This is a genomic window from Elusimicrobiota bacterium, assembly GCA_028718185.1.
In the GTDB taxonomy this organism is placed as follows: Bacteria; Elusimicrobiota; UBA8919; order UBA8919; family UBA8919; genus JAQUMH01.
In genome coordinates this window covers 924402-949675 of record JAQUMH010000001.1, presented here as the reverse complement: position 1 = coordinate 949675, position 25274 = coordinate 924402, and the positions used below count along the sequence as shown (strand labels likewise).

Annotated in this window: 19 protein-coding genes and 1 riboswitch; all 19 genes read left to right on the top strand. The window is 33.8% G+C overall.

Annotation, left to right across the window (positions count from 1 at the left end; translation table 11 throughout):
* The first annotated feature begins 80 nt into the window (after nt 1–80).
* Nucleotides 81–980, top strand: a complete 900-nt coding sequence (gene secF, locus PHE88_04560; protein MDD5687087.1) for a protein translocase subunit SecF — start codon at nt 81–83, stop codon at nt 978–980.
* Between the two features lie 626 nt (nt 981–1606).
* Nucleotides 1607–1726, top strand: a riboswitch (cyclic di-GMP riboswitch).
* Nucleotides 1727–1835: 109 nt separating this feature from the next.
* On the top strand, nt 1836–5786 hold the full coding sequence (locus PHE88_04555; protein ID MDD5687086.1) for a hypothetical protein: 3951 nt from the start codon (nt 1836–1838) through the stop codon (nt 5784–5786).
* A 67-nt stretch (nt 5787–5853) separates the two neighbouring features.
* Complete coding sequence (locus PHE88_04550; protein ID MDD5687085.1) at nt 5854–7041, top strand: hypothetical protein; 1188 nt, start codon at nt 5854–5856, stop codon at nt 7039–7041.
* On the top strand, nt 7023–11861 hold the full coding sequence (locus PHE88_04545) for a hypothetical protein (GenBank protein MDD5687084.1): 4839 nt from the start codon (nt 7023–7025) through the stop codon (nt 11859–11861). Before PHE88_04550 ends, PHE88_04545 begins: the two co-directional genes overlap by 19 nt.
* Before the next feature lie 111 nt (nt 11862–11972).
* Nucleotides 11973–12908: a PorV/PorQ family protein gene (locus PHE88_04540; GenBank protein MDD5687083.1), complete on the top strand. Its 936-nt coding sequence runs from the start codon at nt 11973–11975 to the stop codon at nt 12906–12908.
* Nucleotides 12909–13007: 99 nt separating this feature from the next.
* The gene (locus PHE88_04535) at nt 13008–13520 is read left to right on the top strand and encodes a hypothetical protein (GenBank protein ID MDD5687082.1); all 513 of its coding nucleotides are present in this window, start codon (nt 13008–13010) and stop codon (nt 13518–13520) included.
* Nucleotides 13517–14146, top strand: a complete 630-nt coding sequence (locus tag PHE88_04530) for a lysophospholipid acyltransferase family protein (GenBank protein MDD5687081.1) — start codon at nt 13517–13519, stop codon at nt 14144–14146. The genes PHE88_04535 and PHE88_04530 overlap by 4 nt, the downstream gene beginning before the upstream one ends.
* Entirely contained in the window at nt 14143–15156 is a 1014-nt protein-coding gene (gene waaF / locus PHE88_04525) for a lipopolysaccharide heptosyltransferase II (protein MDD5687080.1), read from the top strand. Before PHE88_04530 ends, waaF begins: the two co-directional genes overlap by 4 nt.
* On the top strand, nt 15134–16186 hold the full coding sequence (locus tag PHE88_04520; protein ID MDD5687079.1) for a glycosyltransferase: 1053 nt from the start codon (nt 15134–15136) through the stop codon (nt 16184–16186). Before waaF ends, PHE88_04520 begins: the two co-directional genes overlap by 23 nt.
* A gap of 13 nt (nt 16187–16199) precedes the next feature.
* Nucleotides 16200–17357: a DegT/DnrJ/EryC1/StrS family aminotransferase gene (locus PHE88_04515; GenBank protein MDD5687078.1), complete on the top strand. Its 1158-nt coding sequence runs from the start codon at nt 16200–16202 to the stop codon at nt 17355–17357.
* 2 nt (nt 17358–17359) lie between these two features.
* Nucleotides 17360–18535 (top strand): glycosyltransferase, encoded by a 1176-nt coding sequence (locus PHE88_04510; protein MDD5687077.1) that lies wholly within the window; start codon nt 17360–17362, stop codon nt 18533–18535.
* Nucleotides 18504–19583, top strand: coding sequence for a glycosyltransferase (locus PHE88_04505; protein ID MDD5687076.1), 1080 nt, complete (start codon nt 18504–18506; stop codon nt 19581–19583). The genes PHE88_04510 and PHE88_04505 overlap by 32 nt, the downstream gene beginning before the upstream one ends.
* Nucleotides 19580–20323, top strand: a complete 744-nt coding sequence (locus PHE88_04500) for a glycosyltransferase family 2 protein (GenBank protein MDD5687075.1) — start codon at nt 19580–19582, stop codon at nt 20321–20323. The genes PHE88_04505 and PHE88_04500 overlap by 4 nt, the downstream gene beginning before the upstream one ends.
* Entirely contained in the window at nt 20310–20567 is a 258-nt protein-coding gene (locus PHE88_04495) for a DUF4254 domain-containing protein (GenBank protein MDD5687074.1), read from the top strand. Before PHE88_04500 ends, PHE88_04495 begins: the two co-directional genes overlap by 14 nt.
* Entirely contained in the window at nt 20536–20805 is a 270-nt protein-coding gene (locus PHE88_04490) for a DUF4254 domain-containing protein (protein MDD5687073.1), read from the top strand. The genes PHE88_04495 and PHE88_04490 overlap by 32 nt, the downstream gene beginning before the upstream one ends.
* Complete coding sequence (locus PHE88_04485) at nt 20802–21791, top strand: glycosyltransferase family 9 protein (protein ID MDD5687072.1); 990 nt, start codon at nt 20802–20804, stop codon at nt 21789–21791. The genes PHE88_04490 and PHE88_04485 overlap by 4 nt, the downstream gene beginning before the upstream one ends.
* Before the next feature lie 50 nt (nt 21792–21841).
* Entirely contained in the window at nt 21842–22864 is a 1023-nt protein-coding gene (lpxK, locus tag PHE88_04480) for a tetraacyldisaccharide 4'-kinase (protein MDD5687071.1), read from the top strand.
* Nucleotides 22848–24527 (top strand): HAD-IIIA family hydrolase, encoded by a 1680-nt coding sequence (locus PHE88_04475; protein MDD5687070.1) that lies wholly within the window; start codon nt 22848–22850, stop codon nt 24525–24527. The genes lpxK and PHE88_04475 overlap by 17 nt, the downstream gene beginning before the upstream one ends.
* Entirely contained in the window at nt 24496–25263 is a 768-nt protein-coding gene (locus tag PHE88_04470) for a DUF3108 domain-containing protein (GenBank protein ID MDD5687069.1), read from the top strand. Before PHE88_04475 ends, PHE88_04470 begins: the two co-directional genes overlap by 32 nt.
* Nucleotides 25264–25274 lie beyond the last annotated feature (11 nt).

The following is a 25274-nucleotide window of genomic DNA, read 5'->3' as shown; positions in this document are numbered from 1 at the left end:
CAGACGCAGAACAGAACGCAGAACTGACGCGAAACATTTAGCATCGGTTTAGCGTGTCAGTTTAGTGTAAGGAGTTTAATATGATAGAATTTTTCAAGAAGACAAATTTTGATTTCGTTGGGAAAAGGCATTTGTTTTTTGGTGTATCAATAGCTATGACTTTAATTACAATCATTTCAATATTTTTGCACAAAGGGTTGAATTATGGTATTGATTTTAGCGGGGGTACGCTTGTTCAGTTGAATTTCAGTCAGCCAATCGCGCTATCAGATGTTCGTGCTATAATGTCAAAAAATGGGATTGTATGTGAACTTCAGGATTTTCCGCAAAATAATTCAATTAGTATAAGGGTTAAAGGTACAGAAGAAGGTTTTACAAACAAAATTAAAGAAATTATTAATAAGGAAATCCCTCAAAATCCATATGAAATCAGTAAAGCAGAATATGTCGGTCCTGCTATTGGGAAGCATTTAATCAATCAAGCATTTTTTGCGCTTTTTTGGTCTTTTGTCGGTATTATTATTTATGTTGGATTTAGATTTAGAGCAGGAGTGTGGGGTACTGCAGGTGTTATTGCGCTAATACATGATGTTGTTGTGACAATAGGGCTTTTTTCTGTTGTAAACAGAGAAATGTCAATTAATGTAATTGCGGCACTTCTTACGATTGCCGGTTATTCTATAAATGATACTATTGTTGTGTTTGACAGAATGAGGGAATATATGCGACTTTACAGAAAAGAACCCTTAGGTAATATAATAAACCGCTCTATCAATGATACACTCTCCAGGACAGTTAATACATCGATTACTGTAGTTTTAGTTCTTCTTGCACTTTTCTTTTTTGGCGGAGAAGTTATCCACGATTTTTCATTTGCACTTCTTTTTGGTGTTGTTGTGGGTACATACTCTTCAGTTTTTGTTGCCGCTCCCATAGTCTATGAGTGGGAAATAAGAAAAGCAGGAGCATATAAAAAATAAAACAAGCGATTTCATCGAAAAATTACATTTATCCCGGACCGATACTGGTTTGGGGCAGGAATTTAAAAAAAATCCAACCGACGAAAAACTCTCTTTCCCGTCTCAGAAGTAGTAATTAATCACTATACTGAATTATCCCAACTTATACTGTCATACAATTGCAACCCATTTATAAATCTTTACAATCTACACAGATATATTCAAAGGTAACAATAACAGACCTTAAAAGGATGCATAAAAATACCATCCAAGAGAAAGAAGAAGGTAAAACACATCTAAATACATTGCACAAAAAAAGATACAGTAGGTGCACAATAAGTTGTGTACTTGTATGTGAAATAACAAATATAACAGGTTTATTGGTTGGCACATTATTTGCACCTATATATCAGGGTTCTGTAGGGTAATTCTTGTTGAAAACTATGCTTACACCGTCGGAATGCAAGGTTACGTGGATTAAGAGTTGGTAGTAGTATTTGTGTAGTTCAGTGGTTGGTAAGGATTTTTTCAAAATATACTAAATTAATCAAAAATTTAAAAGTAAAAATACTGCTTGACAAAATGCTGATATTCGGTTATACTTTTACTGTTTGTTAGTTCTTTTTATTTTATATAGTATTTGTTAAAACCCGAACGGGCTGTCATACTGAAAAGTGTGATTCGCAAAGCTATGGGGCTAAAGATAGTCAGGTAAAAAAAAGTAATAAATAATAATAAGGACTATTTACGCTAGCCAGGTTACCGAAGGTTGATGGGTTTGCTACATCGTAAGCGAACCTTAAAACAGGTAATTTGGTTTTTATTTTGTAAAAGTTGTATATAATAAAAATTAATTTTATCCGAATACAGCTCAATATGAGAAAGAATAAAAACATTTTTATTAAACATTTATTTGCAGGTATAATAATTTTTTACATTTTAGTTTTTTCCCCTATACAAGTATTTGCATTAACTGACAATTCAAGTGATTTAATAATTCTCGCCACCGAAACATATACCTTAAGCGGTACTCATACCTATACAAATTCAGTGCAAATCTATGGAACACTCTTTATAACCCAATATAATGGTTCAGGTAGTAGTGGTAGGTTAGAATTGTCAGCTTCCACCGTTATAATTAATGGAAAGATAGACGCAACTGGCAAAGGTTATCCACAGTATCAAGGACCTGGAGCACCCACCGGCAACACATCAGCAGGGGGTAGTTATGGCGGGTTTGGTGGAATGGGTACTATTTATGGAAGCATATACTTACCAATAGATATTGGAAGTGGTGGAGGAGCATCTGCACCATCACTTGGAACAGGTGGAACAGGCGGAGGAGCAGTAAAGATAACAGCGAACACGTTGACAGTTAATGGTGTAATAACAGCAAATGGAACAAATGGCGGTGATGGGAGCTATGGTGGTAATTGGCCGGCAGGTGGTGGTAGCGGTGGCAGTGTATACATCAACGCCAATATTGTAATAGGTACTGGTACAATAACAGCCAACGGTGGTAGTGATAGTAACCGTAGCGAAAGAGGATGTGGCGGTGGCGGAGGCAGGATAGCGATATATTACATGACAAACAATTTAACAGGCATAATAACATCATATGGTGGTCCAGGTGCACTAAATTCTTATGGTGGTGCTGGGACAATATATCTGAAATCTACTACACAGAGTTATGGTGACTTAATAATAAAAAATAATAACCAATCCTGTTTTATTACACCATTTGTAGTTAGTACTAATATTCTTACTTTTGATAGTATTTTAGTGAGCAATAGAGCAAACCTTAAAGTAGAGAGTGGTAATGAATTAATAACAACAAATTTGACAGTGACAAATAATGGTATAGTTACCAACGAAGGCAAAATGGCGTTAGAAAATCTTACATTAGAGAGTGGAAGTTCTTTATACCATAACAGTGGCAATATAATAGTCAATGGACCTGTATCTGGAGAAGGCAGTTTGCAGATAGGTAATAGTGGTACATTTTATTTAAACACTAAATTGTCTTTGGGTAACTTAACGGTAGTGAATGGCGGAATATTGACCCATACCCAGAAAGACAGTGATTTTGAACTTGAAGTACATGAGAATCTTACAATAGATACAGGTGGAAAGATAGATGTAACAGGTAAGGGGTATCCACAATATCAGGGACCTGGCGCACCTACCGGTAATACATCAGCAGGCGGTAGTTATGGTGGGTTTGGTGGAATGGGTCTTGTTTATGGAAGCATGTATATGCCAACAGACCTTGGAAGTGGCGGAGGAGCATCTGCACCATCAGTTGGAACAGGAGGCACAGGTGGAGGAGCAGTAAAGATAACAGCAAACACGTTGACAGTTAATGGTGCAATAATAGCAAATGGAACAAATGGTGGTGACGGGAGTTGGGGAGGTAATTGGCCGGCAGGTGGAGGTAGCGGTGGTAGTGTATACATTACAGCAAATACAATTTCAGGTACTGGAACGATAACAGCCAATGGTGGTAGTGATAGTAACCGTAGCGAAAGAGGATGTGGCGGTGGCGGAGGCAGGATAGCGATATATTACACGACAAACAATTTTACAGGCATAATAACAGCATATGGAGGAGCAGGTGCAATAAATGCTTACGGTGGTGCTGGAACAATATATCTGAAATCTACAACACAAAATTATGGTGATTTGACGATAGATAATAATAATAGTCAAGGAACCACACCAATAATAGATGGAGTACACACCTTTGATAAAATAACAGTAAAAAATAAAGCGACATTAGAAATATCTGATAATGATGTTGTGACATCTGTTAATTTAAACATAAAAGATTTAGGAGTAGTTACAAATACAGGCAATATTGCAGTAACCAATTTCAAGTTGGAAAATGGCGGAGCATTTTATCATAATGCTGGAATATTGAAAAAAGAAGGTTTTGATGCTTTACAGATAGACAGTGGCGGTATATTTTATTTAAACACTAAACTATCATTGAGTAATTTGACAATATTTAGTGGCGGGATATTAACCCATAGTAATCAAGACCCGGATTTTGAACTTGAAATAGAAGATACATTAAATATACAAGCAGGTGGTAAAATTACAGTAGATGGCAAAGGGTATCCGCAGTATAAGGGACCCGGAGCACCCACCGGCAATACATCAGCAGGTGGAAGTTACGGTGGTTTTGGTGGAATGAGTTCTGTTTATGGAAGTATGTATACGCCAACAGACCTTGGAAGTGGCGGAGGAGCATCTGCACCATCACTTGGAACAGGAGGCGCAGGTGGAGGAGCAATAAAGATAACAGCGAACACTTTGACATTTAATGGAATAATTTCAGCGAATGGAACGAATGGTGGTGATGGGAGTTGGGGTGGCAATTGGCCGGCAGGTGGTGGTAGTGGTGGTAGTGTATACATCAAAGCAAATACAATTTTAGGTAATGGAACGATAACATCTAATGGTGGAAATGGAAGTGATAGAAGTGATAAGGGCAATGGTGGAGGCGGAGGTAGGATAGCAATATATTACAATACTAATAGTTTTACAGGTAGTATTATCAGTAATTGCGGCATTATAACTAATCCTTTAGGTAATGGAACAATTGTATTAAAGTGTCTCAATATAGAATCTCCTGTTAGTATATCAAATCTATCAGAAACATATTCAAAAGATAACTTAATTTATGAAACATTAAAATCACAAAGAATAGTATTAAATAACACAGTTTTTCACGGTGAAAGTATTGTTGGTAGTTTGAATTTTCAAAATTTTGAAAAGATAGATATAAAAACAGGTTCATTTGCAGATAAAGGTTTATTCAAAAGTAGTTTTACAATAAATGTAGGGAATGCTTCATATCCTTGTTTTTGGAAAGGGATATCATATCTAAATACAAAAGAAAGAAATATATATATGAATGGTTATGTTGAAGGTGCAGGTAGTGGTATAATAGAAGCAGTGATACAGGAATCTGTTGTTGGAAGTGGTAATTATGATATATACAATGCAACATTAACAATAACAGAGATAGGGTCACAATCTATTGCAGATAGAATAAATTTATCAGGTAGCATAATATATCAAACAGAAACAGAATATCCAAACACTAAAATACATTATTTACAGACAGCAGTTGAAGGAACGGCTGCGGGATATTATACTGGTAATTTAACAACAATAATAACACTACTACGGATAGATGAAATAAGTAATCCATGTAACAATGAAGGATTTTCAATAATGTCATACAACTCAAGTTTAGGTTCGGGTATGAGTTATAGTTATGTTAAGAAAAGTACTATTAATGAAACAAATTTAAAAGGAGCCATTACCGGTCCGATATATGGATTACTTTCTGCATATCTTGATGAAAGTGTAACACCTAAAAAATTATCAATGTCAATAACCCGACTTGATTATGGTAAACCGCCTCAACCTGACTTAAAGGTAAAGATTTGGGGACCTGGCAGTGCAATAAGCCCAGGACAGACGATAACATATACCATGGAAGTAAGAAATGATGGACTAAAAGATGCTGAAAATATGTCTTTAATAGTATATCCTTCAGCATATAGTAATTTTGGTTCTGCAGTTGGTTTATATACTCTGTATGATGTTCCCAACTGGATTGATAAAAAATACTATCCAATGAATATGATAAGATGGGATATTAATATTCCAGCTAAAACAGTAAAACAATATAATTGCCAGTCAACAATAATGTGGGGATTAACATTAAATACGGTAGTTAAATGCAAAGCATATATTTTAACAAAAGAGCAGATGGATTCATATCTTCCAACATATGATTTCACTGAAAAGTAGAGAAAAGAATAGGGGTAAAAACAACAATTTTACAGATTTAATTACAAAACGAAGGAGAAAAAAGGTTATGAAGATTATTAGTATGGTATTGTTTATTTTGGTGACTTCCAACTTATTCGCTGAGGTTTCTACTCAAAATGAAATTAACAAATCAACCACAACTTATTTAGAGCAATATGAACCGAAAGTAATAATACAAGGCAAATGGGGTAAAGGGGATGATGAGTTTGGGATATATACAAAAGGAGAAGTAAGGGGACCAGTGGCAATGGATGTGGATAAAGAAGGAAATATATACATTTTTGATGCAGTAAACTGGCGAGTAAAGAAGTATGACAAAGAAGGAAAATTACAGACAACAATTGATTTAGAAAAGATTCCAAAAGAACCTCAAGAGTATGTTGCTGGTAAAGATGAGATAAAAATATCTGATAATAGTATTTTTATTCATCCAGGAGAAGAGTTAAAACCTTATGTAATTAAAAAATATAATTTTAATGGCAGTATAGTTTCATATATAATTGATGGATATGTTAATAAAAATGTTTATGAACAACTTAAAGGTGTTGATGAAAAATATTATAAGGAAATCAAAGGAAAAGTTTTAGGAAAGAATAAAATATTTGATTTATTAAAAAAATTAGGAAAACTAACAATTCAAAACTACAGTGATATGAGAGCAATTTCACCAAAAGAATTTATATATTTAGAAATTGGTGAAGATTCTATTGATGCTCCAAGTTTTAGCATTATGCCTTCATATTATAATACTAGAACAGAACATGATAAAGTTTTTAAACAAGCAGAATATTTTGGAATTGATTCAGTGAGAGAATATCTTAAAACCTTGGAAAAGAGCGAAAGAAACAAATATCCCAGTTTTATGGAAAGCACTCGTTATACTTTTTTATTTTGGTCTAATAAAAAAAATGTTAAAAAAATTGAAAAGATTATATATATCAAAATTCCCAATCAGAGATGGTATAGTCCTTTGTGTGAAGATAGTAGTGGTAATGTTTATGTTTTTGTATCTACTGCAAATAATGATTCAGAAAAGAATAAAATATATCAAAATCTTGTTATAAAATATAATTTTAAAGGTAAGTTAGTTTCTAAATATCAATTATTTAATTCAGTTAATTCAATATTTGTTGCTCCTTGTATAAGTTGGAATGGTGGTGTATATCAGATAGTATGGTTAGAAAATAAGTTAAATGAAGGATTCAAAGTAATAAAATGGGAAAAAATAAATTAAGATTATTATCATTGCTTTTTCTAATATTACCTATATCCAAAATATATTCTGTAAATATAACAGGGCAAGCATTGGTAAATAGTGCAGAAAATTACCTTAATCGTGGAATTACATATGATTATGGTACACCAGACGAAACAAATGAAGATACTTTTGGTTATATATTCAAACCATGGGATGGGAAATCTCTTGACTGTTCTGGTTTGGTTGACATGGCGTCAGGATTAAGGAGACATTACAGTGCCTGGCATTTAAAAGAAAAACTTACAATTCCTGTTGCATGGTGGCAAGGAATTTATCCAGGAGATTTGTTGATAACATATAATGATCCAAAATATGGTGGAAAACATGTAAGAATTTTTATAGGATGGTATGAAACTTATAAAGTAGCTAGTGTGATTGAAGCATCAGGTAGTAAACATGGAGTAGCAATATCAACATATAGTATTACTAGTGAACTTATTGGTTATACTTGGCACCGTCTTATTTATGATAATGTGGAACCAACTATAAAAGATATAAGTGTAGAAAATGATAAGACATATAAAAACCCAGTTACAGTAAGTTTTACTGCTATTGATGATATATATACATCAGGGGAACCTGAACCCAGAGCTTTTGCTCGTGATAAAGCTACTGGAGAAAGATTTAGAAAGGGAAAATCATATACAGATCCTGGAGAATACGAAGTTGATTTTTATGCGAGTGATTGGGCGGGGAATTTTAATTTGAAAACTGTTAAATTTACGATAGAAGACGATGAACCACCAGAACCGCCACCATCACCTAATGGTGAAACAGCAAATGGAATGTTTAGACCCAGAGACCCTAATGTGATGTATGGACCTAAAGGATATGTATATGCAGGGCAGACATTGAATTATACGGTTGAGTTTGAGAATATAGGAGAAGGGATTGCATATGGAGTATATGTAACAAATGTTTTACCTGAAGGTTTGGATGATACAAGTTTAGTTGTTTCAAACTTTAAGAGAAAGGATTATACGAACAATACTGAGACACCCTCTAATTTTGAATATCGGTATGATTCAAAAACGAGAATGTTAACAGTATTTATAGATAACTATGGGGAAGTTGGTTCAAAACAAGGTGGCAAGTTTGATTTAAGCGTAAGAGTGAAAAGTGATGCACAACCAGAGACGGTAATTACAAATTATGCAACTGTATATTTTCCATCAGTATGTGAAGAAACAAGAACAAATTCTGTCGTTTCTGTAATTCCACATCAAACACAAATTGTCTACAGTGGGCAAAACAATGTTAAGTATTCAGATTCTTTAAAACTACAAGCACTACTTACAACTGAAAATGGAAAAAAGATATCTTATAATCCCATAACATTTACTATTGGCAACAGCAGTTATACCGTTATAACAAGCAGTGAAGGTGTAGCAAGTATTGACATTACTGCAAGCCAGCCGTCTGGTGAATATACAATGAATATTGAGTATTATGGTGACGGTTTCTATCATTTGCCTTCAAGTGATTCAGTAAAATTAACAATTGAGAAGAAAAATATTGTTTTATCTAATCTTTCTGCAATTATTAGTTATCCATCTACTGGAACCGCATATGCAACAATGTTTGATTCTGATGAAGAACCGTTAATTCCTAATGGAGATATTCCAATATTACATCTTGAATATTATGATGGAGAAAATTGGATATTATTAGGGAATAGTCCTCTTTCGGTTTATGAGGCAATGTTTGAATTTACTTTACCAAAAAAACCTACAAAAAATCAGTTGGATATAAGAGTGAGATTTGAAGGTAATGATAGATATAACAGTGGATATTCTACTGGTACCCTTAATATCATTGATGAAAACCCACCTGAAATAACAATTAGTTCACCAGTTGGTGGAGAAAGATTTATTGCGACAGTTTCTACAATAACAATAAACTATACAGTTACCGATAACCTTGACCCGGTGCCGACATATTATGCATATTTAACTGACTTGGAAGAAGGAACGACAATACAGGTAAATAGTGGACGAATGATAGAGCCACTGAGTATTGATGATGGATTTTGGACATTAACAGTTGAGGCAACTGATTGGGTTGGGAATCATTCATCTACAACTACAGCAAAGTTTGAAGTGATACATGACATACAGCCACCGAGGACTGAAGTGGCAGTTCATAGTCCAAAGTTCATAGTTGATAGTAAAACTTATATAACATCACTAACGGATATTTCATTATCAGCAATTGATGATATAATAGAGGTAGGAGATGGTAGAGGGTTAGGAGTGAAAGAGACAAAATTCAGAGTTGATAGTTCGGAGTTCATAGTATATACAGGGACATTTACGATTCCAACTGAAAGTTCGCATACGATAACTTATTATAGTGTAGATGTAATAGGTAACACCGAACAGCCAAAAACTCTTGAAGTGATAGTGGATAATACGCCTCCTGAGAGTCAGTTAATAGTTCATAGTCCTAAGTTTATAGATAATGGCAAAGTATTTGTAAGTTCAGAGACAGCGGTAAGTTTAGTATCAGTTGACAGAAGCACAATTCCCTGTGAAGTAAAATATACAGAGTATAAAATAGATGATAGTTTCTACTCCATTTATATCTCTACCTTTTATCTTTCTGCTTTACCTGAAGGCGAACACACAATATATTATCGCAGTTATGATAACTTATTAAATCAGGAAACGGAAAGGTCAGTAAAAGTAATAATAGACAATAGCATTTCAGAGACATTTGTAAGTATAGCACAACCAAAATATAATGACTACATAACCTCGGAATCAGCATTTACACTTATAGCGATTGATTCCGGCACAATACCATCAGGCATAAAAGAAACAAAATACACCATATACACCAGCACAAATAATATCCCAGCATATACCCAATACGTTACCACATTTAATATAACCGGTATGGATGGAATATATTCAATGAATTATTACTCACAAGACAACGTAGAAAACACAGAACCAACAAGAGATCTAACATTAAAATTAGACAACACAAAACCCCAAAGCCAAATAACCGAGAATGGACTAAAATATATATCATCGGACAATAAAACATATATAACTTCACAGACAAACATAGTGTTTACTACACAAGATCCAATAATCAATGAAGTAGCCAGCGGAATAAAACAGGTAAGTTATACAATAGACAGTGGGCAGATAATAACCTATGCCACTCCATTTATTTTGTCTGAAGGCATCCATGCAATAGGATACTACTCAACCGACAATCTTGGCAACACAGAACAAATAAACCAGAAAACATATTATGTAGACAATACAGCACCAGTAACTGAAATATTATTCAACAACAAACAACAATCAGGACAAGAAACAATAATAGCACCTGATACAATACTTTCTTTTACAGCAACAGACCCTCTGTCTAGTGGCATAGCCAGTGGAGTAAACAAAACACACTACAGAATAGATACCAGCACAAATTATGCAGAATATGTAAATGCGTTTACATTACCATCAGGTGAGCATACCATAGAATATTATACAAATGATAATGTTGGTAACAGCGAACAAACAAAAACGATGAACGTAACAGTAACCATACTGCAGAAATATACACTAATAGGCAGCGAAGAAATAAACATAACAGGCAAAGTTAACATAAAGGGGGATATACGCAGTAATGGAGAGATAACCATAAAAGGTAAGCCGGTAATAACCGGCAACATATATGGTGATAAAGTAAAAATATCCAGGAGCAGCACAATAAACGGCACTATAACAGAGAATGCGTCCAAAATAGACCCGTATCCGATAAATCTGACACAAATAATAAACAAAGCAGCTACCCAAAACAATAACGTTGACATAGGACTAACACAAAAAGGTAAAAAACCGATAGACAAAAAAGGCAGATTAGTAATAACCGGTAACGATAGTTTAACAATGTCTACCGGCACATATTACTTTACCGGAATACAGCTAACCGGAAAAAGCGAAATAAAACTGCAAGGAAAAGTAAAAATAGTATGCATAGGCGATATAAAGTTGGTAGGGAACGTAAAAGTAAACGCAAATGGTGTGCCCGCCACTGGATCGTTGGCGGGTGACAAAGTCAAAAACTTTGTAATATATGTAAGCACCTACATACAGGAGAGACACTGGTATGAAGACATACTTGATGATATAGAGTGCAACAACTTCACAATAGACAACACATTTAACAATGAAGAGCTATCGGAAATATTTGAAGACAAAGACATAACATTTGATGATGAGCTTGGAATAGACAAAAAAGGCAATATAAATTGCAGAAGAGACAAAACAACAAAAGTCCCGCAAGTGTTGATAGGTGGCAAAGCAGAATACAATGGCATCATATATGCACCTAAATCAAAAACACTGGTAGCAGGTAATTACACATTTTCCGGTAACATATTTTGCAGACAATTCAATGCAACCGGTAAAGGCACAATATCAATAACAGCGAATTCCGTACAGCCATTTGCAGCAGTTAAATTAGCACCATCATCTGCATTTGTTCTTGGAGAAATATACAGTTATCCCAACCCTGCGAAGAATGGTAAAACACCGACAATACACATAGAGTGCGGGATAGCGGATAAGATTGAGATTAAAATTTATAATATAGCCGCAGAGCATGTTCATTCAGTAGAACTTAATGGCACTCAACCCTTAACGATAAATTCTAAATACTGTTACGAGTATAATTGGGACATATCCAATGTTGCCAGTGGCGTGTATATTTATGTAATAAGAGCAAAGAAAGCCGGATATCCAGACATAAAGGCAACAGGGAAAGCAGCAGTTGTAAGATAGTTAATTAGAGATCAGAGAATTAGTGAATTAGTTGTAGAGCAGGGTCTTACCCTGCTCTAGTTAGTCGTGTAGCCGCAGAGCAAAGCTCTGCTTTCTTAAAGGTGGTCAATTATGAAAAAAATCTTAATTATTATTTTTATCTTTTTCTTACTTCCTACTTCCTACTCCCTACTCACTGCTTCTCAAAACACCGGTGCTTCTTTCCTAAACATCGGCACTTCTGCTCGTGCCGTCTCAATGGGTGGAGCATATGTAGGAGTAGCAAACGATGCAAGTGCAATCAGTTACAACCCAGCGGGGTTATCACAATTGAGTAAAAGTGAGATAATAGCACAGCATACGATGTGGATTGCAGATACCAATCATGATTTTTTGGCTTATGTAAGACCAACAAGTATGGGAACGATGGGAATAAGCGTGGTAGCACTTACACAAGGCAGGATAGAAGGCAGAGATGAGAATAGACAGAAAACAGGTTCATTCAGTGCATATGATACGGCAGTAACTGTTAGTTACAGCAAGCAGATGAGCGGGTTAGCAGGTAAGCAGGTGAGTTTAGGCACTAACTTAAAAATAATTCAGCAGGGCATAGCAGGTGAAAAGGCTACAGGCATTGCAATGGATATTGGATTGTTGATGAAGCAAAGCTTCGTTTTGCCGCTACAATACGGTTTATCGATTCAGAACATAGGACCTAAAATGACCTTTATTTCCGAGGGTTATAATCTACCGCTAACTGCAACGGTAGGAATTGGGTATACTCTAAAAAGAGCAATGACGTTTGCATTAGACGTAAAGAGAAAAATATATGATAACAAAACAGAAGTATCCTTCGGCACAGAATACGCACCTATAAATCTTTTAGCATTACGGATTGGTTACTTACTAATGAACAAATCAACACATGAACACATGAATGCCTCTAATTTTGCTGGTTTTGGAGGTGGACTTGGACTACGAATAACGAATACTTCCACTGACTATGCCTTTATCCCCTACGGTGACCTTGGCAACACTCAAAGAATATCTTTTAGTGTAAAATTTTAAAGAATCAACTTCTTAAACTTCTGTATATCTGCCTACTCAAAAACATAAAATTTAAGTTGAAATTTACCCTTCTTTCTTATATAATAACTGATTATGAAAATGATAAAAAGTTTTAAAATTGAATTAAGGCAAGGCTATATTTTCAGGGAACTGAAAAAAAGGAAAGTTGAAGTTAGTGAAGAAGAATTATCGGAAAAAGTAAAAGAAATACAGAAATGTATAAAACCTGCCACAGTTTACGATTCTTTTAATCCTGCAATATTTCAGAAAAAAATAGATTTTGGTAAATCTGTCGCTTTTTCGCTTTTTGCCGTTACTTTAGGCAAAGAAGTTGAGGCATTGGAAAAAAGTGACATTGTAGAAGCATCGCTGATGGATGGACTGGAAGTTGCTAAGCATTTTGTTTTAAAACTTGTCCAGATTGAAGCGGAACAGGAACATTGTGAACTTCTCGAAGTAATTAAGGTGGAACCACAAAAAGTTTTTGAAAATCAAAAGATATTAAATACAATTGAATTTTCTAAAGTCGATATAAAGTATGAAGCAGAAACGGTATCGCCTGAATATACAAGGTTTTTTGCCGTTGGCTGGGTTTTAAAGAGAAAAAGATGAATTTTTTTGGAAAAATATCGGTTTGGTTAGGGTTTTTTTATTTATGGTTTACAGGAAAGACATCAAAAATTATTGTCAAAAACTCTTCTGAGTATGATGAATTAAAAAAAAACAAGAGACCGATGGTTTATGCTCTTTGGCATGGCAGGTTAATATTTTTATTTTGGGTACATAAATACGAGGGTATCTGCACTTTAATAAGTAAATCAAAAGACGGCGAGTTAATTGCAAAAATTACAGAAAAGCTGGGTTATGAAAGCATTAGAGGTTCAACATCTAAAGGCGGTTCTGAGGCATTACTGGCATTGATTAACAAAGCTAAAACCGGCAGTTCTGTCGCTTTTACTCCTGATGGACCTCGCGGTCCCCAAAGAATGGTCCAGCCGGGTGTAATTAGTGTAGCCCAGAAAAGCGGTTTACCTATAATTCCTATTGCATATGCTTCAAAAAGAAAATATGTTGTCAGGCACTGGGACGAATTTCATATACCTTATCCGTTTAACAAAGTTTCTGTATGCCATGGCAAGCCGATATATGTCAATGAAAACGATAATCTTGAAAATAAATCAAAAGAACTTAAAGATGCGATTGATATGATTACCTTACAAGCAGATTCTCTTATATGAAGATACTCATAATACAGACAGCGTTTTTAGGAGATGTCGTCTTAACTATTCCTTTAATTCAAGCAGCAAAAAAATACTTAAAATCGGAAGTGTCTGTTTTGTGTATTCCATCAACACAAAATATTCTTGAGAGTCACCCGTCAATTAGTGAATTAATTGTTTATGATAAAAAGGGTAAAGATAAAGGATTAATGGGTTTGTTAAAAGTTGTTAAAAAATTAAGAGAAAAAAAATATGATATATCTTTAATACCGCATCCGTCGTTCAAGTCAGGACTTATCGCTTACCTTTCCGGTATTCCAAAAAGGATTGGTCTCTCAAATAGTGCCGGACGCATTTTTTTTACCGGTAACGTTTTTTTTGATAAAGAAAAGTATCAGCTAGAAAGATACCTTGATTTGTTAAAGTATTTCGATATTGAAGTAAGGGAAGAAAAAACCGAAATTTATATTGACAAAAAAGATGAAGAATATGTGGCAAATTTACTGGCTGGCAGTGAGGTTTTTTTTGGAATAAATCCGGGAAGTGTTTGGGCAACTAAAAGGTGGCCGGCAAAAAATTATGCAGAACTTTCCGATAGGATTGTTAATGAGCTTGGCGGTAAAATTATAATTTTTGGTGGTCCTGATGATATTGAAGTAGTAAATACAGTTGTAAAAAATATGGGAACAAAAGCAATTAATCTTGCAGGAAAAACAACGATTAAACAGCTTGCGGCACTTATAAAAAAATGTAAGATATTTATTACAAACGATTCAGGTCCGATGCACATTGCAGCAGCTTTTAACGTTCCGACTGTTGCAGTTTTCGGTCCGACAGTTAAAGAATTAGGATTTTTCCCATATTCAAAGAAAGCAGTTGTTATAGAGAAAGACATTCCGTGTCGTCCTTGCGGCAGACATGGACCCAATAAATGCCCTCAAGGTGATTTCAAGTGTATGAATGAAGTTTCTGTTGATGATGTATTTAAAGCGGTAAAAACGCAGTATGAAAATATTACAAATAATTGATATCCCCTGGCATAGCGGAGTGACCAATTATGCTATAGAAATCTCAAAGGGGCTTTCCCGGAAAGGGCATAAAATATACTTTGCAGGTGTAAAAGAGGGATTGCCATTAAAACTTGCAAAAGAAAACGGTTACGAAACCATTGAAATATGTTCAAGAAGGAATCCATTTATTTTAAATAGTGTTTTCCGTCTTAAAAAATTAATTGAAAAAGAAAAAATTGAAATTGTAAATGCTCATACCGGAAAAGGACATTTTCTGGCTTATATTACGCAGCTGTTTTTAAATAAGAAATTTACTATAATAAGGACAAAGTCAGATACACTATATCCAAGAAAAAGTTTTATTTATAAAAAAACAGCAAAAATTATTGCTGCTTCAGAATTTATAAGAAAAAGATATTTAGATATCGGGATTGAACCGTCAAAAGTTGTCACAATCTATCAGGGATTAAAAATAAGTCCAAGGTCCGAGGTCCGAAGTCCGAAGTCCGAAATTCCAACAGTGGGGATGGTTGGCAGGTTGGATCCTGTGAAGGGGCATAGATATTTTTTGGAAGCGGCTGTTAATGTGCTTAAAAAATATCCGTCTGCAAGGTTTCTAATTGCCGGTAAAGAAGAAAATATAAAATATAAAGAACTTGGGTTACTGGTTGGTAAACTTGGTATAAAAGGTGCAGTTGAGTTTAAGGGTTATATTGATAATGTGTATGAATTTATGTCAAAATGTTCGATTGGAGTGGTTGCTTCTGTAGGTAGTGAAGCGGTGAGCCGTGTGCTTTTTGAATGGATGGTTTGCCGGAAACCTGTTGTCGCGACTTCTGTTGGTTGTATCCCGGAAATTTTACCGCAAAAATATCTTGTGCAGGTTGCTAACCCTGATTTATTGGCTGAAAAAATATGCGGATTGCTTGCCGATGGACATGAAATGGAAAAATATGCTGCATTAAATAGAACTATTATAGAAGAAAAATTCAATTTTGATGATTTTGTCTTGAAAACGGAAAAAGTTTGTAAAGAAGTTGTAAACTGATAAAGGAGAATTAATGCTTTCTCGACGAAAGAATTTTTTGATATTTGGAAATCCTATCATAGAACAGCCGGAGATTGATGAAGTTATAGATTCAATGAAATCCGGTTGGTTGGGGACAGGTCCCAAAGTTTGCAGATTTGAAGAAATGTTTAAAGAATATAAAGGCAGCAAGTATGCTCTAGCGTTAAATTCCTGCACGTCTGCCCTGCATCTTTCAATGATTGCCGCCGGTCTAAAAACCGGTGACGAAGTTATCGTTCCGACAATGACGTTTGCAGCAACAGCCAATGCCGTAATCCACGCCGGTGGGAGACCTGTTTTCGCCGATTGTGAAAAAGATACGATGAATATCTCCTTTGAAGATATTAAGAAAAAAATTACGAGTAAAACAAAATGTATAATACCGGTTCATTTTGCCGGTCGTGCCTGCAGCATGGATAAAATTGTGAAAATTTCCAAAAAAAATAATTTAAAAATTATTGAGGATTGCGCTCATGCTATTGAGTCGGAATATAAAGGCAAAAAAACGGGAAGATTTGGTGATTTGGGTGTTTTTAGTTTTTATGTGACAAAGAATATTACTACCGGAGAAGGTGGAATGGTTATAACCGATAATGAAGAATATGCCAACAAGATAAAAATTCTCGGACTTCATGGCTTGACAAAAGATGCGTGGAAAAGGTTCAGTGATGAAGGATACAAGCATTACCAGGTGGTATATGCCGGATTCAAATGCAATATGATGGATATCCAGGCAGCGATAGGGATACATCAGTTAAAGAGAATTGATAAGTATTGGAATCGCAGGAAGAAAATATGGGGAAGATATAACGAAGCATTTAAAAATATGCCGGTCATAATACCGTCCGATGTTGAACAAAATACAAGGCATGCCTATCATTTATATACATTGCTGATTGATATTGATAAACTGAAAATTACAAGAGACCGATTTTTAAATGAAATGACAAAAAGGAAAATAGGCGTAGGGGTTCACTATATTGCTTTACATTTACACCCGTATTATCAACAGGCTTACAATTACAAAAAAGGTGATTTTCCGAATGCCGAATATATTTCCGAAAGGACAGTGTCTCTGCCGTTGTCAGCCAAGTTGACCGATGACGATGTTGAAGATGTAATTAATGCAGTGAAAGATATTTTACAATAATTATGAAAAAGGTTATACACTATATCAGAGGAAAATATCTATCCGAGACCGAAAATTGGATATATACACAGATAAAATATTTTAAAAACTATAAACCGGTTGTGTATTGCCATAGCATGGAAAATATTGATATATTTCCCGTTGAAGAAATACATTCGCTGGATAATTCTGGCATATGGTCTGTTCCCATAATTGTGTTTAATAAGATTTGGAACAATATATTCCACTTTTATCCTGCATTTATATATTTTCTGATAAAAGATAAACCTGATATTATTTATTCGCATTTTGGACCGGCAGGATATTTTTTCTTACGGTTGAAAAAACTTTTTAATATTCCTATGGTCACTGCTTTTTATGGGTTTGATTTGAGCAAAATGCCTAAAAGATTTCCCAAGTGGAAAAAAAGGTACAAGAAACTTTTTAGCGGCAGTGAAAGATTTCTCGTTGAAGGTTCAAATATGAAAAAATCTCTGATTAAGCTTGGTTGTCCTGAAAATAAAATCACTATACGGCATATCGGTATTGATTTAGATGGAATAAAATACACGCCGAGAGAAATTAGTGCCGATAAGGAAATAAGAATACTGATTTGCGGTAGATTCAGAGAGAAGAAAGGGATTTCGTATGCTGTTGAATCGTTTGGAATTGTAAAAAACAAGCACCCGGAGTTAAAACTTAAATTAAATATTTTAGGTGATTCTTGCGGTTGCAACCTCGAAGAGATTGAAAAAAGAAAAATTATTGAGAAAATAAAAAATTACAATATACAAAACAATGTGGAAATATTTGGTTTAAAACCGCATGCATTTTTTATTAAAGAACTTTATAGAAATCATATTTATCTTGCTCCCAGCGTTACTGCTTGTGATGGTGATACTGAAGGTGGGTTACCTGTTTCTCTTATAGAAGCATCGGCTTCCGGTATGCCTGTTATTTCAACTTTACACTGTGATATCCCGGAGGCTGTAATTAACAATTTAAGCGGCTATCTTGTTCCCGAACGGGATGTAAATGTGTTGGCTGAAAAATTGGAATTTATGGTTTTAAATCCTGGAATCTGGAAACAGATGGGATTTGAAGGCAGAAAACATATAGAAGCTCATTATGATGCAGGAAAGCAAGCGATTTTTTTGGAAGAAATATATGACGAAACAATTAAAAATATTACATATTGATTTAGAAAAAACATGGCGTGGTGGTCAGCAGCAGCTTTTTTGGCTCGTAGAAGGTCTTTCAAAAAAAGGCCATAAGAATTTTGTAATATGTCGTCATAAAAGTGAGTTATTTAAAAAGTTGTCAGAAAACAATATTAGTTTTTTTACTGTTAAAATGTTGTTTGAGCTGGACCCTTTTGCAATTTATAAAACTGCAAATATTATAGAAAAAATAAAACCGGATATCATCCACTTGCATTCGGCACATGCACATACAATCGGACTTTTAGCTTCAAAAGTTTCAAAATATAAGCCAAAATTGGTTTCTTCCCGCAGGGTGGATTTTAATATAAAAAGCAGATGGAAATATAAAAGCGTTAATAAAATAATAGCAATTTCAGAAGGAGTAAAAAAGGTTCTATTAGAGGATAGAATTCCGGAGCATAAAATATCTGTTGTTTATTCAGGGGTTGATTTAAAAAGATTGGAAAATGTTTCAGGAGATTATCTTTACGAAGAATTTAAGATTAAAAAAGGACAAGTTATAGTTGGTACAGTTGGTGCTCTCGCTGGTCATAAAAACTATAAAAATTTTATCAAGTCTGCAGAAATAGTAAAAAAGGTAATTCCGGAAGCGATATTTTTTGTGGTTGGGAAAGGGGAATTAGAACAGGAATTAAAAGAATACGCACGAGAATTGAATATGTCTGACTCCATAATTTTTACAGGTTTTAGAAATGATATTCCTCAAATTCTGTCAATTTTTACAATATTTGTTTTATCGTCGTATAAAGAAGGTCTATGTACCTCAATAATTGATGGAATGGCATCGGGTTTGCCAATAGTAGCAACTGACGTAGGTGGGGTCGGGGAACTTGTTAATAATGGGGTTAATGGTTTTCTTGTTCCTTCCCGGAATCCGGAATTGTTAGCTGAGAAAATAATAAAAATTATAAAAGAAAAAGATTTATGGAAAAAATATTCAGAAGCAAGTAAAATAAAGTCAAAAGAATTTTCAAAAGAAAAGATGGTTGACGGGACAGAAAGGATATATACGGGGTTATTATGATATCAGTTGTGATTATAACTTATAACGAGGGAAAAAATATCGGGAAATGTCTTGAAAGCGTGAAATGGGCTGATGAAATTATTTTGGTTGACTCTGGAAGCACAGATGATACAATTACTATTGCGAAAAAATATAACGTAAAAATATTCCATAATTTCTGGAAAGGATATGGTGCCCAAAAAAACTTTGCTATTGATAAATCAAATAGTGACTGGATATTATCAATAGATGCTGATGAAACAGTAGAACCTGCTTTGTATGAAGAAATAAAAAATATTATTCAAAATCCCGGGGATTACATGGCTTTCAAAATTCCGAGAAAATTAATATTCCAGGATAAGTATTTGCGGTGGGGCGGGTGTTACCCTAATTACCAAATACGTCTTTTCCTTAAAAGTAAAGCGAAATTTAATCTTGCCTTAGTTCATGAAAAACTTGTGGTTAACGGTAAAATCGGTTTTCTTAAGAATAGTTTAATTCATTATAGCTACAAAAACCTTTCAGATTATTTTGAGCGGTTTAATCGTTACACAACACTGGATTCAAAAAAAAGATTCAGTGAAAACAGAAAATTTCATTTTTGGTATTATATCCAGCCGGTATTCAGGTTTTTTAATATGTATTTTTTACGATTAGGTTTTCTTGATGGTATACAAGGTTTAGATTGGGCAATTTTTTCTTCTTTTTATACTTTCGTTAAATTTCAAAAGTTAAAGGAGCTTCAAAATGAAAAGAAATAGTAAAAAAAGTATTTTTTCAGTAGATGCTAATTTGGGAAAATTAGTAAGCGAACTTTCGGAAGTCAATATATTTCTGTGGCATGAAGAAGATAAAGCCCGTTTGCCCGATGTACAAACAGTATTTAAGGCGAAAAGAAACATTGATAAATTTAACCAGAAGCGGAATGACCTTATTGAAAGAATAGATGAAGTAGTTTTAAGGAGATTAAATAATGGCAGAAACCATAGGAAGTTTAGTAGATAAATTAAGCATAATTCAGCTGAAGATATTTTATATGAACCGGCAGTTAGAACGCACTGATGCGGATAATCAGCATAAGAAAGAAGCCGCCCAGAGAATAAAAATTATGCAAAAACAGAAAAAGGATCTTGAAATTGAGTTGTCCGATTTATTCGAGAACGTAAAATCCGGAAAGACAAAATTAAAAATATATCGCCAGTTCAAAATGTATAATGACCCAAAATATCGGGTAAAAAAATGACTGAGAAAATTTTGATTATTGTTCTAAGAGCAATCGGGGATGTATTACTTACTACACCGCTTATAAGAGCATTAAAGAAAAGTAAACCGGAAAGTAAAATATACTTTTTAACTCAAAAATCATCTGAAATAATTTTGAAATATAATCCGTATATTTCCGGTGTAATTTTATTGGATAAAAATACCTTAAAAAATATAAAAGAACGAAAGTTTGATATAGTAATTGATTTTATGAATTCAGCGATTACAGGTTATTATACTCTTTTATCGGGAGCCGATAAACGGGTTGCTTTTTATAGACCGTGGGGTTTTTGGTGTTATAATATTATGCCAAAGTATGTTAACAAGGGTTATACTGTTTTTGACCGTCTCCAGATACTGGAAACATTTGGAATAAAATATGAAAACACTGCATTGGATTTATCCTTTGGTGCAGAAAACGAGAAAAAAGTTTTAAGTTATTTTAATAAAAATAATATTTCTAATCAGGATTTTCTAATTACTTTTGATATAACCAATCGTCGTACATATAGGCAATGGTCAAAGGAGAAATTTGCTCAACTGGCTGATTTAGTTGCAGATAAATTAAATGCAAAAGTTATTTTTATATGGGGACCCGGAGAACTTGATTATGTCCAAAGTGCAATGTCATTATGTAAAAAGAAACACTTGCTCTGTGATGATTTTAACATCCTTGATTTAGCAGCGCTTATTAAAAGTTGTAAGTTGCATATTGGAACTTCATCTGCACCGGCACACATTGCAGTGAGTCAAAACACGCCATCATTTATAATTTATGGATTAAAAACTAATCCAGTTAGCTGGACCTATCCAAACGATAATATTCATAAATATATACAAGGACAGCTTGACAGTCTATCTGTTGATGAAGTTGCAGAAAAATTATTTAGTTGTTTTGATAAGTCATTATATAACAATCTGGAAAATGTAGGCAGAGCAAGCTCTGCCACTACAATGTTGATATAATTGCAGATCCGTCAAAGTATTAGTGGCGGAGTCGGCATTAATTTGAAGTTATGAAACCATTAAAAATTCTTTATCCGTTTTCTTTTTTATATCTTTTAATTTTTAATATTTCACAAAAGATAAAAAAAGCAAAGCAAAAAAAATTACCCTGTAACGTGATATCTGTCGGTAATATTACTGTCGGAGGAACAGGAAAGACGCCGACTGTAATTTTTTTGGCAAATCTTTTAAAAAATTTACAGAGAAACGTTAGTGTGGTTTCAAGAGGGTATAAATCAAAAACTAAAACGGGAACATCAAAAATTGTTACTGACGGTAAAAAAATATATTATGGTCCTAAAATTGCAGGTGATGAACCTCATCTAATTGCCAGGTCACTTGAAAATGTTCCGGTAATAGTTGATAAAGACAGGCACAGGGCGGGGTTGCTGGCAGTTGATAAATTTAATAGTGATATAATAATTTTGGACGATGGATTCCAGCACTTAAATCTTTACAGGGATATTGACATTGTTTGCGTGAATGCTCTGAATCCATATGGTGACTTTAGACTTTTACCTGCAGGATATTTAAGGGAACCGTTGAAGAATATATCACGCGCTTCAGCTTTTATTATAACAAGATGCGATAAGGTTCCCGGTGAAAATATTCAGCGCATAGAAGAAACCATCAGAAAGTACAACAGCAAATCACCAATTTTCCATGCTTTTTTTAAAAAAAGAATTCTTAATAAAAATGGCAGCGATGTTGATGTTTCATCACTAAAAGGAAGAAATGTTATTGCAATTTCCGGTATAGCGATACCGGAAGATTTTGAAAGTACAATAAAGGAAATTGGAATGAATCTATTGGATCATAGAAAGTATCCCGATCACTATTTTTTTAAAAGTAAAGATATTAAAAAGTTTTATGATAATGCGGCAGAATTTCAGGCAGTCGTTATTACAACTTCAAAAGATGCAACCCGCCTTCCGGAAGAATTTCCTTATTATATTCTTGATGTAAAAATTGAAATACAGGAAAAAAAAGAAATAAAAAAATATTTGGAGGATTCACTTGCTAAAAAAACTTGATTTAACTTTATATTACGGACTTTTTGTTCTTGCTTTTGTAATGCCCATATCTATTGCGGCAGTAAATATTGTCTGGATTTTATTGTTTTTGGTCTGGATTATAAAGATAATATTAAAAAAATCCGAAGATATTTCAACACCGGTGACAGTTCCAATTTTAATATTTTTCTTTTCTACGGTAATTTCATCTATATTTGGACTTAATTTTACAAAAAGTTTAACAGGTTTAAATTCGGAAATGTTGTTTTTTATATTTTTTCTTGTTTCATCTAATATAAAAAACTATGAACATGCTAAGAAAATTGTATTTGTATTTATAATTTCATCTTCTATTATGGGATTATTAGGTGTAATACAATATGTTACAGGAAAAAGTTTTTCCGGTGCTTATATTTTTGGTATGATTGACGGTCGTGTTCATGGAACGCGGTCTTGGCCGCTAACATATGCAGAAGGTCTTCTTATGGCATTGCCGATTTCTATATATACTTTATTACATGGTAAGAGAAAGTATATTTCCTATCTTTTGATTATATTTATATTTTTAGGAATAATTTTTAGTTTTGCGCGGATGGTTTGGATTTCATCAGTGATTATTTTGGCAATTTTACTATATATTAGAAAGAAACAATTAAAAAATCTCGTTTATATTTTTGTTATTGGTTTAATTATATCAATATTTTCCGGAATATATTTAACAGGACGCAGGAATATTATCAGTAGAGCAACTTATCTTAATGATCCGGTTCGAACTAATATGTGGAAAACATCTTTTGAGATTTTCAAAGATTATCCTTTATTGGGAGTAGGCTTAAAAAATATAAAAAGAATTTACCCGCAATATTACGAAAAATTAGGTTTATCAAAAGATTATTATTTACTTTCTCATCTACATAGTAATTTTGTACATATACTTGTTGAAAGAGGTATAATTGGTTTAATCGCTTTTTTATATATATTTGGAGTTTATTTTTATTATGGGATAAAGAAAGCAATATATACAAATGATGATGAAAAGAGTTTTCTTATTGTTTGTTTATTTGGGATTATTGGGTTTTTATTGTCGGGCATAACGGAATATTCATATGGTGACTCCGAAATTCAAATGATGATGTGGTTTTTAATGGCATTGACATTTTATAAAAGCCGGGCTGTTTTTCTGGATAGGGATGGAACGATAATTGAAGATACACACTATTCTGCGGATATTAAAAAGCTCAAAGTTTTTGAAAAGTCATTTCCTGCCATAAAATTGCTTAATGATGCCGGGTTTAAAAATTTTGTTGTTACTAATCAATCCGGTATTGCGAGAGGATATTCAAAAAGAAGCGATGTTTGCAAGATGAATAAAACCATAGTAGAAACTCTTAAGGAAAAAGGTGCTTTGGTAAATTATATATATTTCTGTCCGCATAAACCTGATGATAAATGTGCTTGTAGAAAGCCGGAGAAGGGAATGATTATACAGGCAAAAAAGGATTTTAATATTGATTTAAAATACTCTTATGTTGTCGGCGACGCACAGTCTGATATTAATCTAGCGAAAAACATAGGCGCTAAAAGTATTTTTGTTTTAACAGGTGACTGTAAAAAAGTTGAGGGTGCTGACTATATAGCAAAGGATGTTTCAGATGCGGCGGAATGGATTATTAAACAAAGTTAAATTATTTTTTCTACTTTCCTGGATTATTGTTAATCAGGGAAGTTTGCAGCAATTTGCATTTGCAGAAACAAAAAAGCTTCCAAATGCTGAAAAACTTGTTTTTGATGTTTATTGGAAATTCATAAAAGTTGGTTATGGGACTCTTGAAATAAAAGGTATAGAAGATTATAATGGTAGAAAAGCATACCATATTTACTCGGAAGCGAAATCTGCACCATTTTTTGATACTTTCTGTAAAGTTCGTGATACAAATGAATCACGGATTGATGTTGAAAATTTTTACTCACTTGTTTTTGAACAGAATATAAATGAAGGCAAACATAAGTTCAATAGAAGAACAGAATACGACCAGCAGAAACATTTAGCAGTAAACAACAAAGGTGAAAGTTTTAGTATTCCGGAAAACGTTTTAGATGTTTTAGGTGCGTTTTACTGGGTTAGGCTTCAAGAATTAAAACAAAGTGAGATTTTAACGGCGAATGTAAACTCTCGCAAGAAAAATTATAAAATGGTAATAAAGATATGTGATAAAAAAACTGTAAAAGTTAACGGTAAAAAATATAAAACAATTGTGGTGAAGCCGAACCTTCAGGATGCCGGGATTTTCAGGCAAAAGGGAGAAATAAAAATATGGCTCACTGATGATGAAAAACACATACCCGTTAAGATGAAATCTGAAATTTCTGTTGGTTCAATTGTCGCAGAATTAAGGGAAATGCCGGTGGATACACACTAATTGTGGAGGAT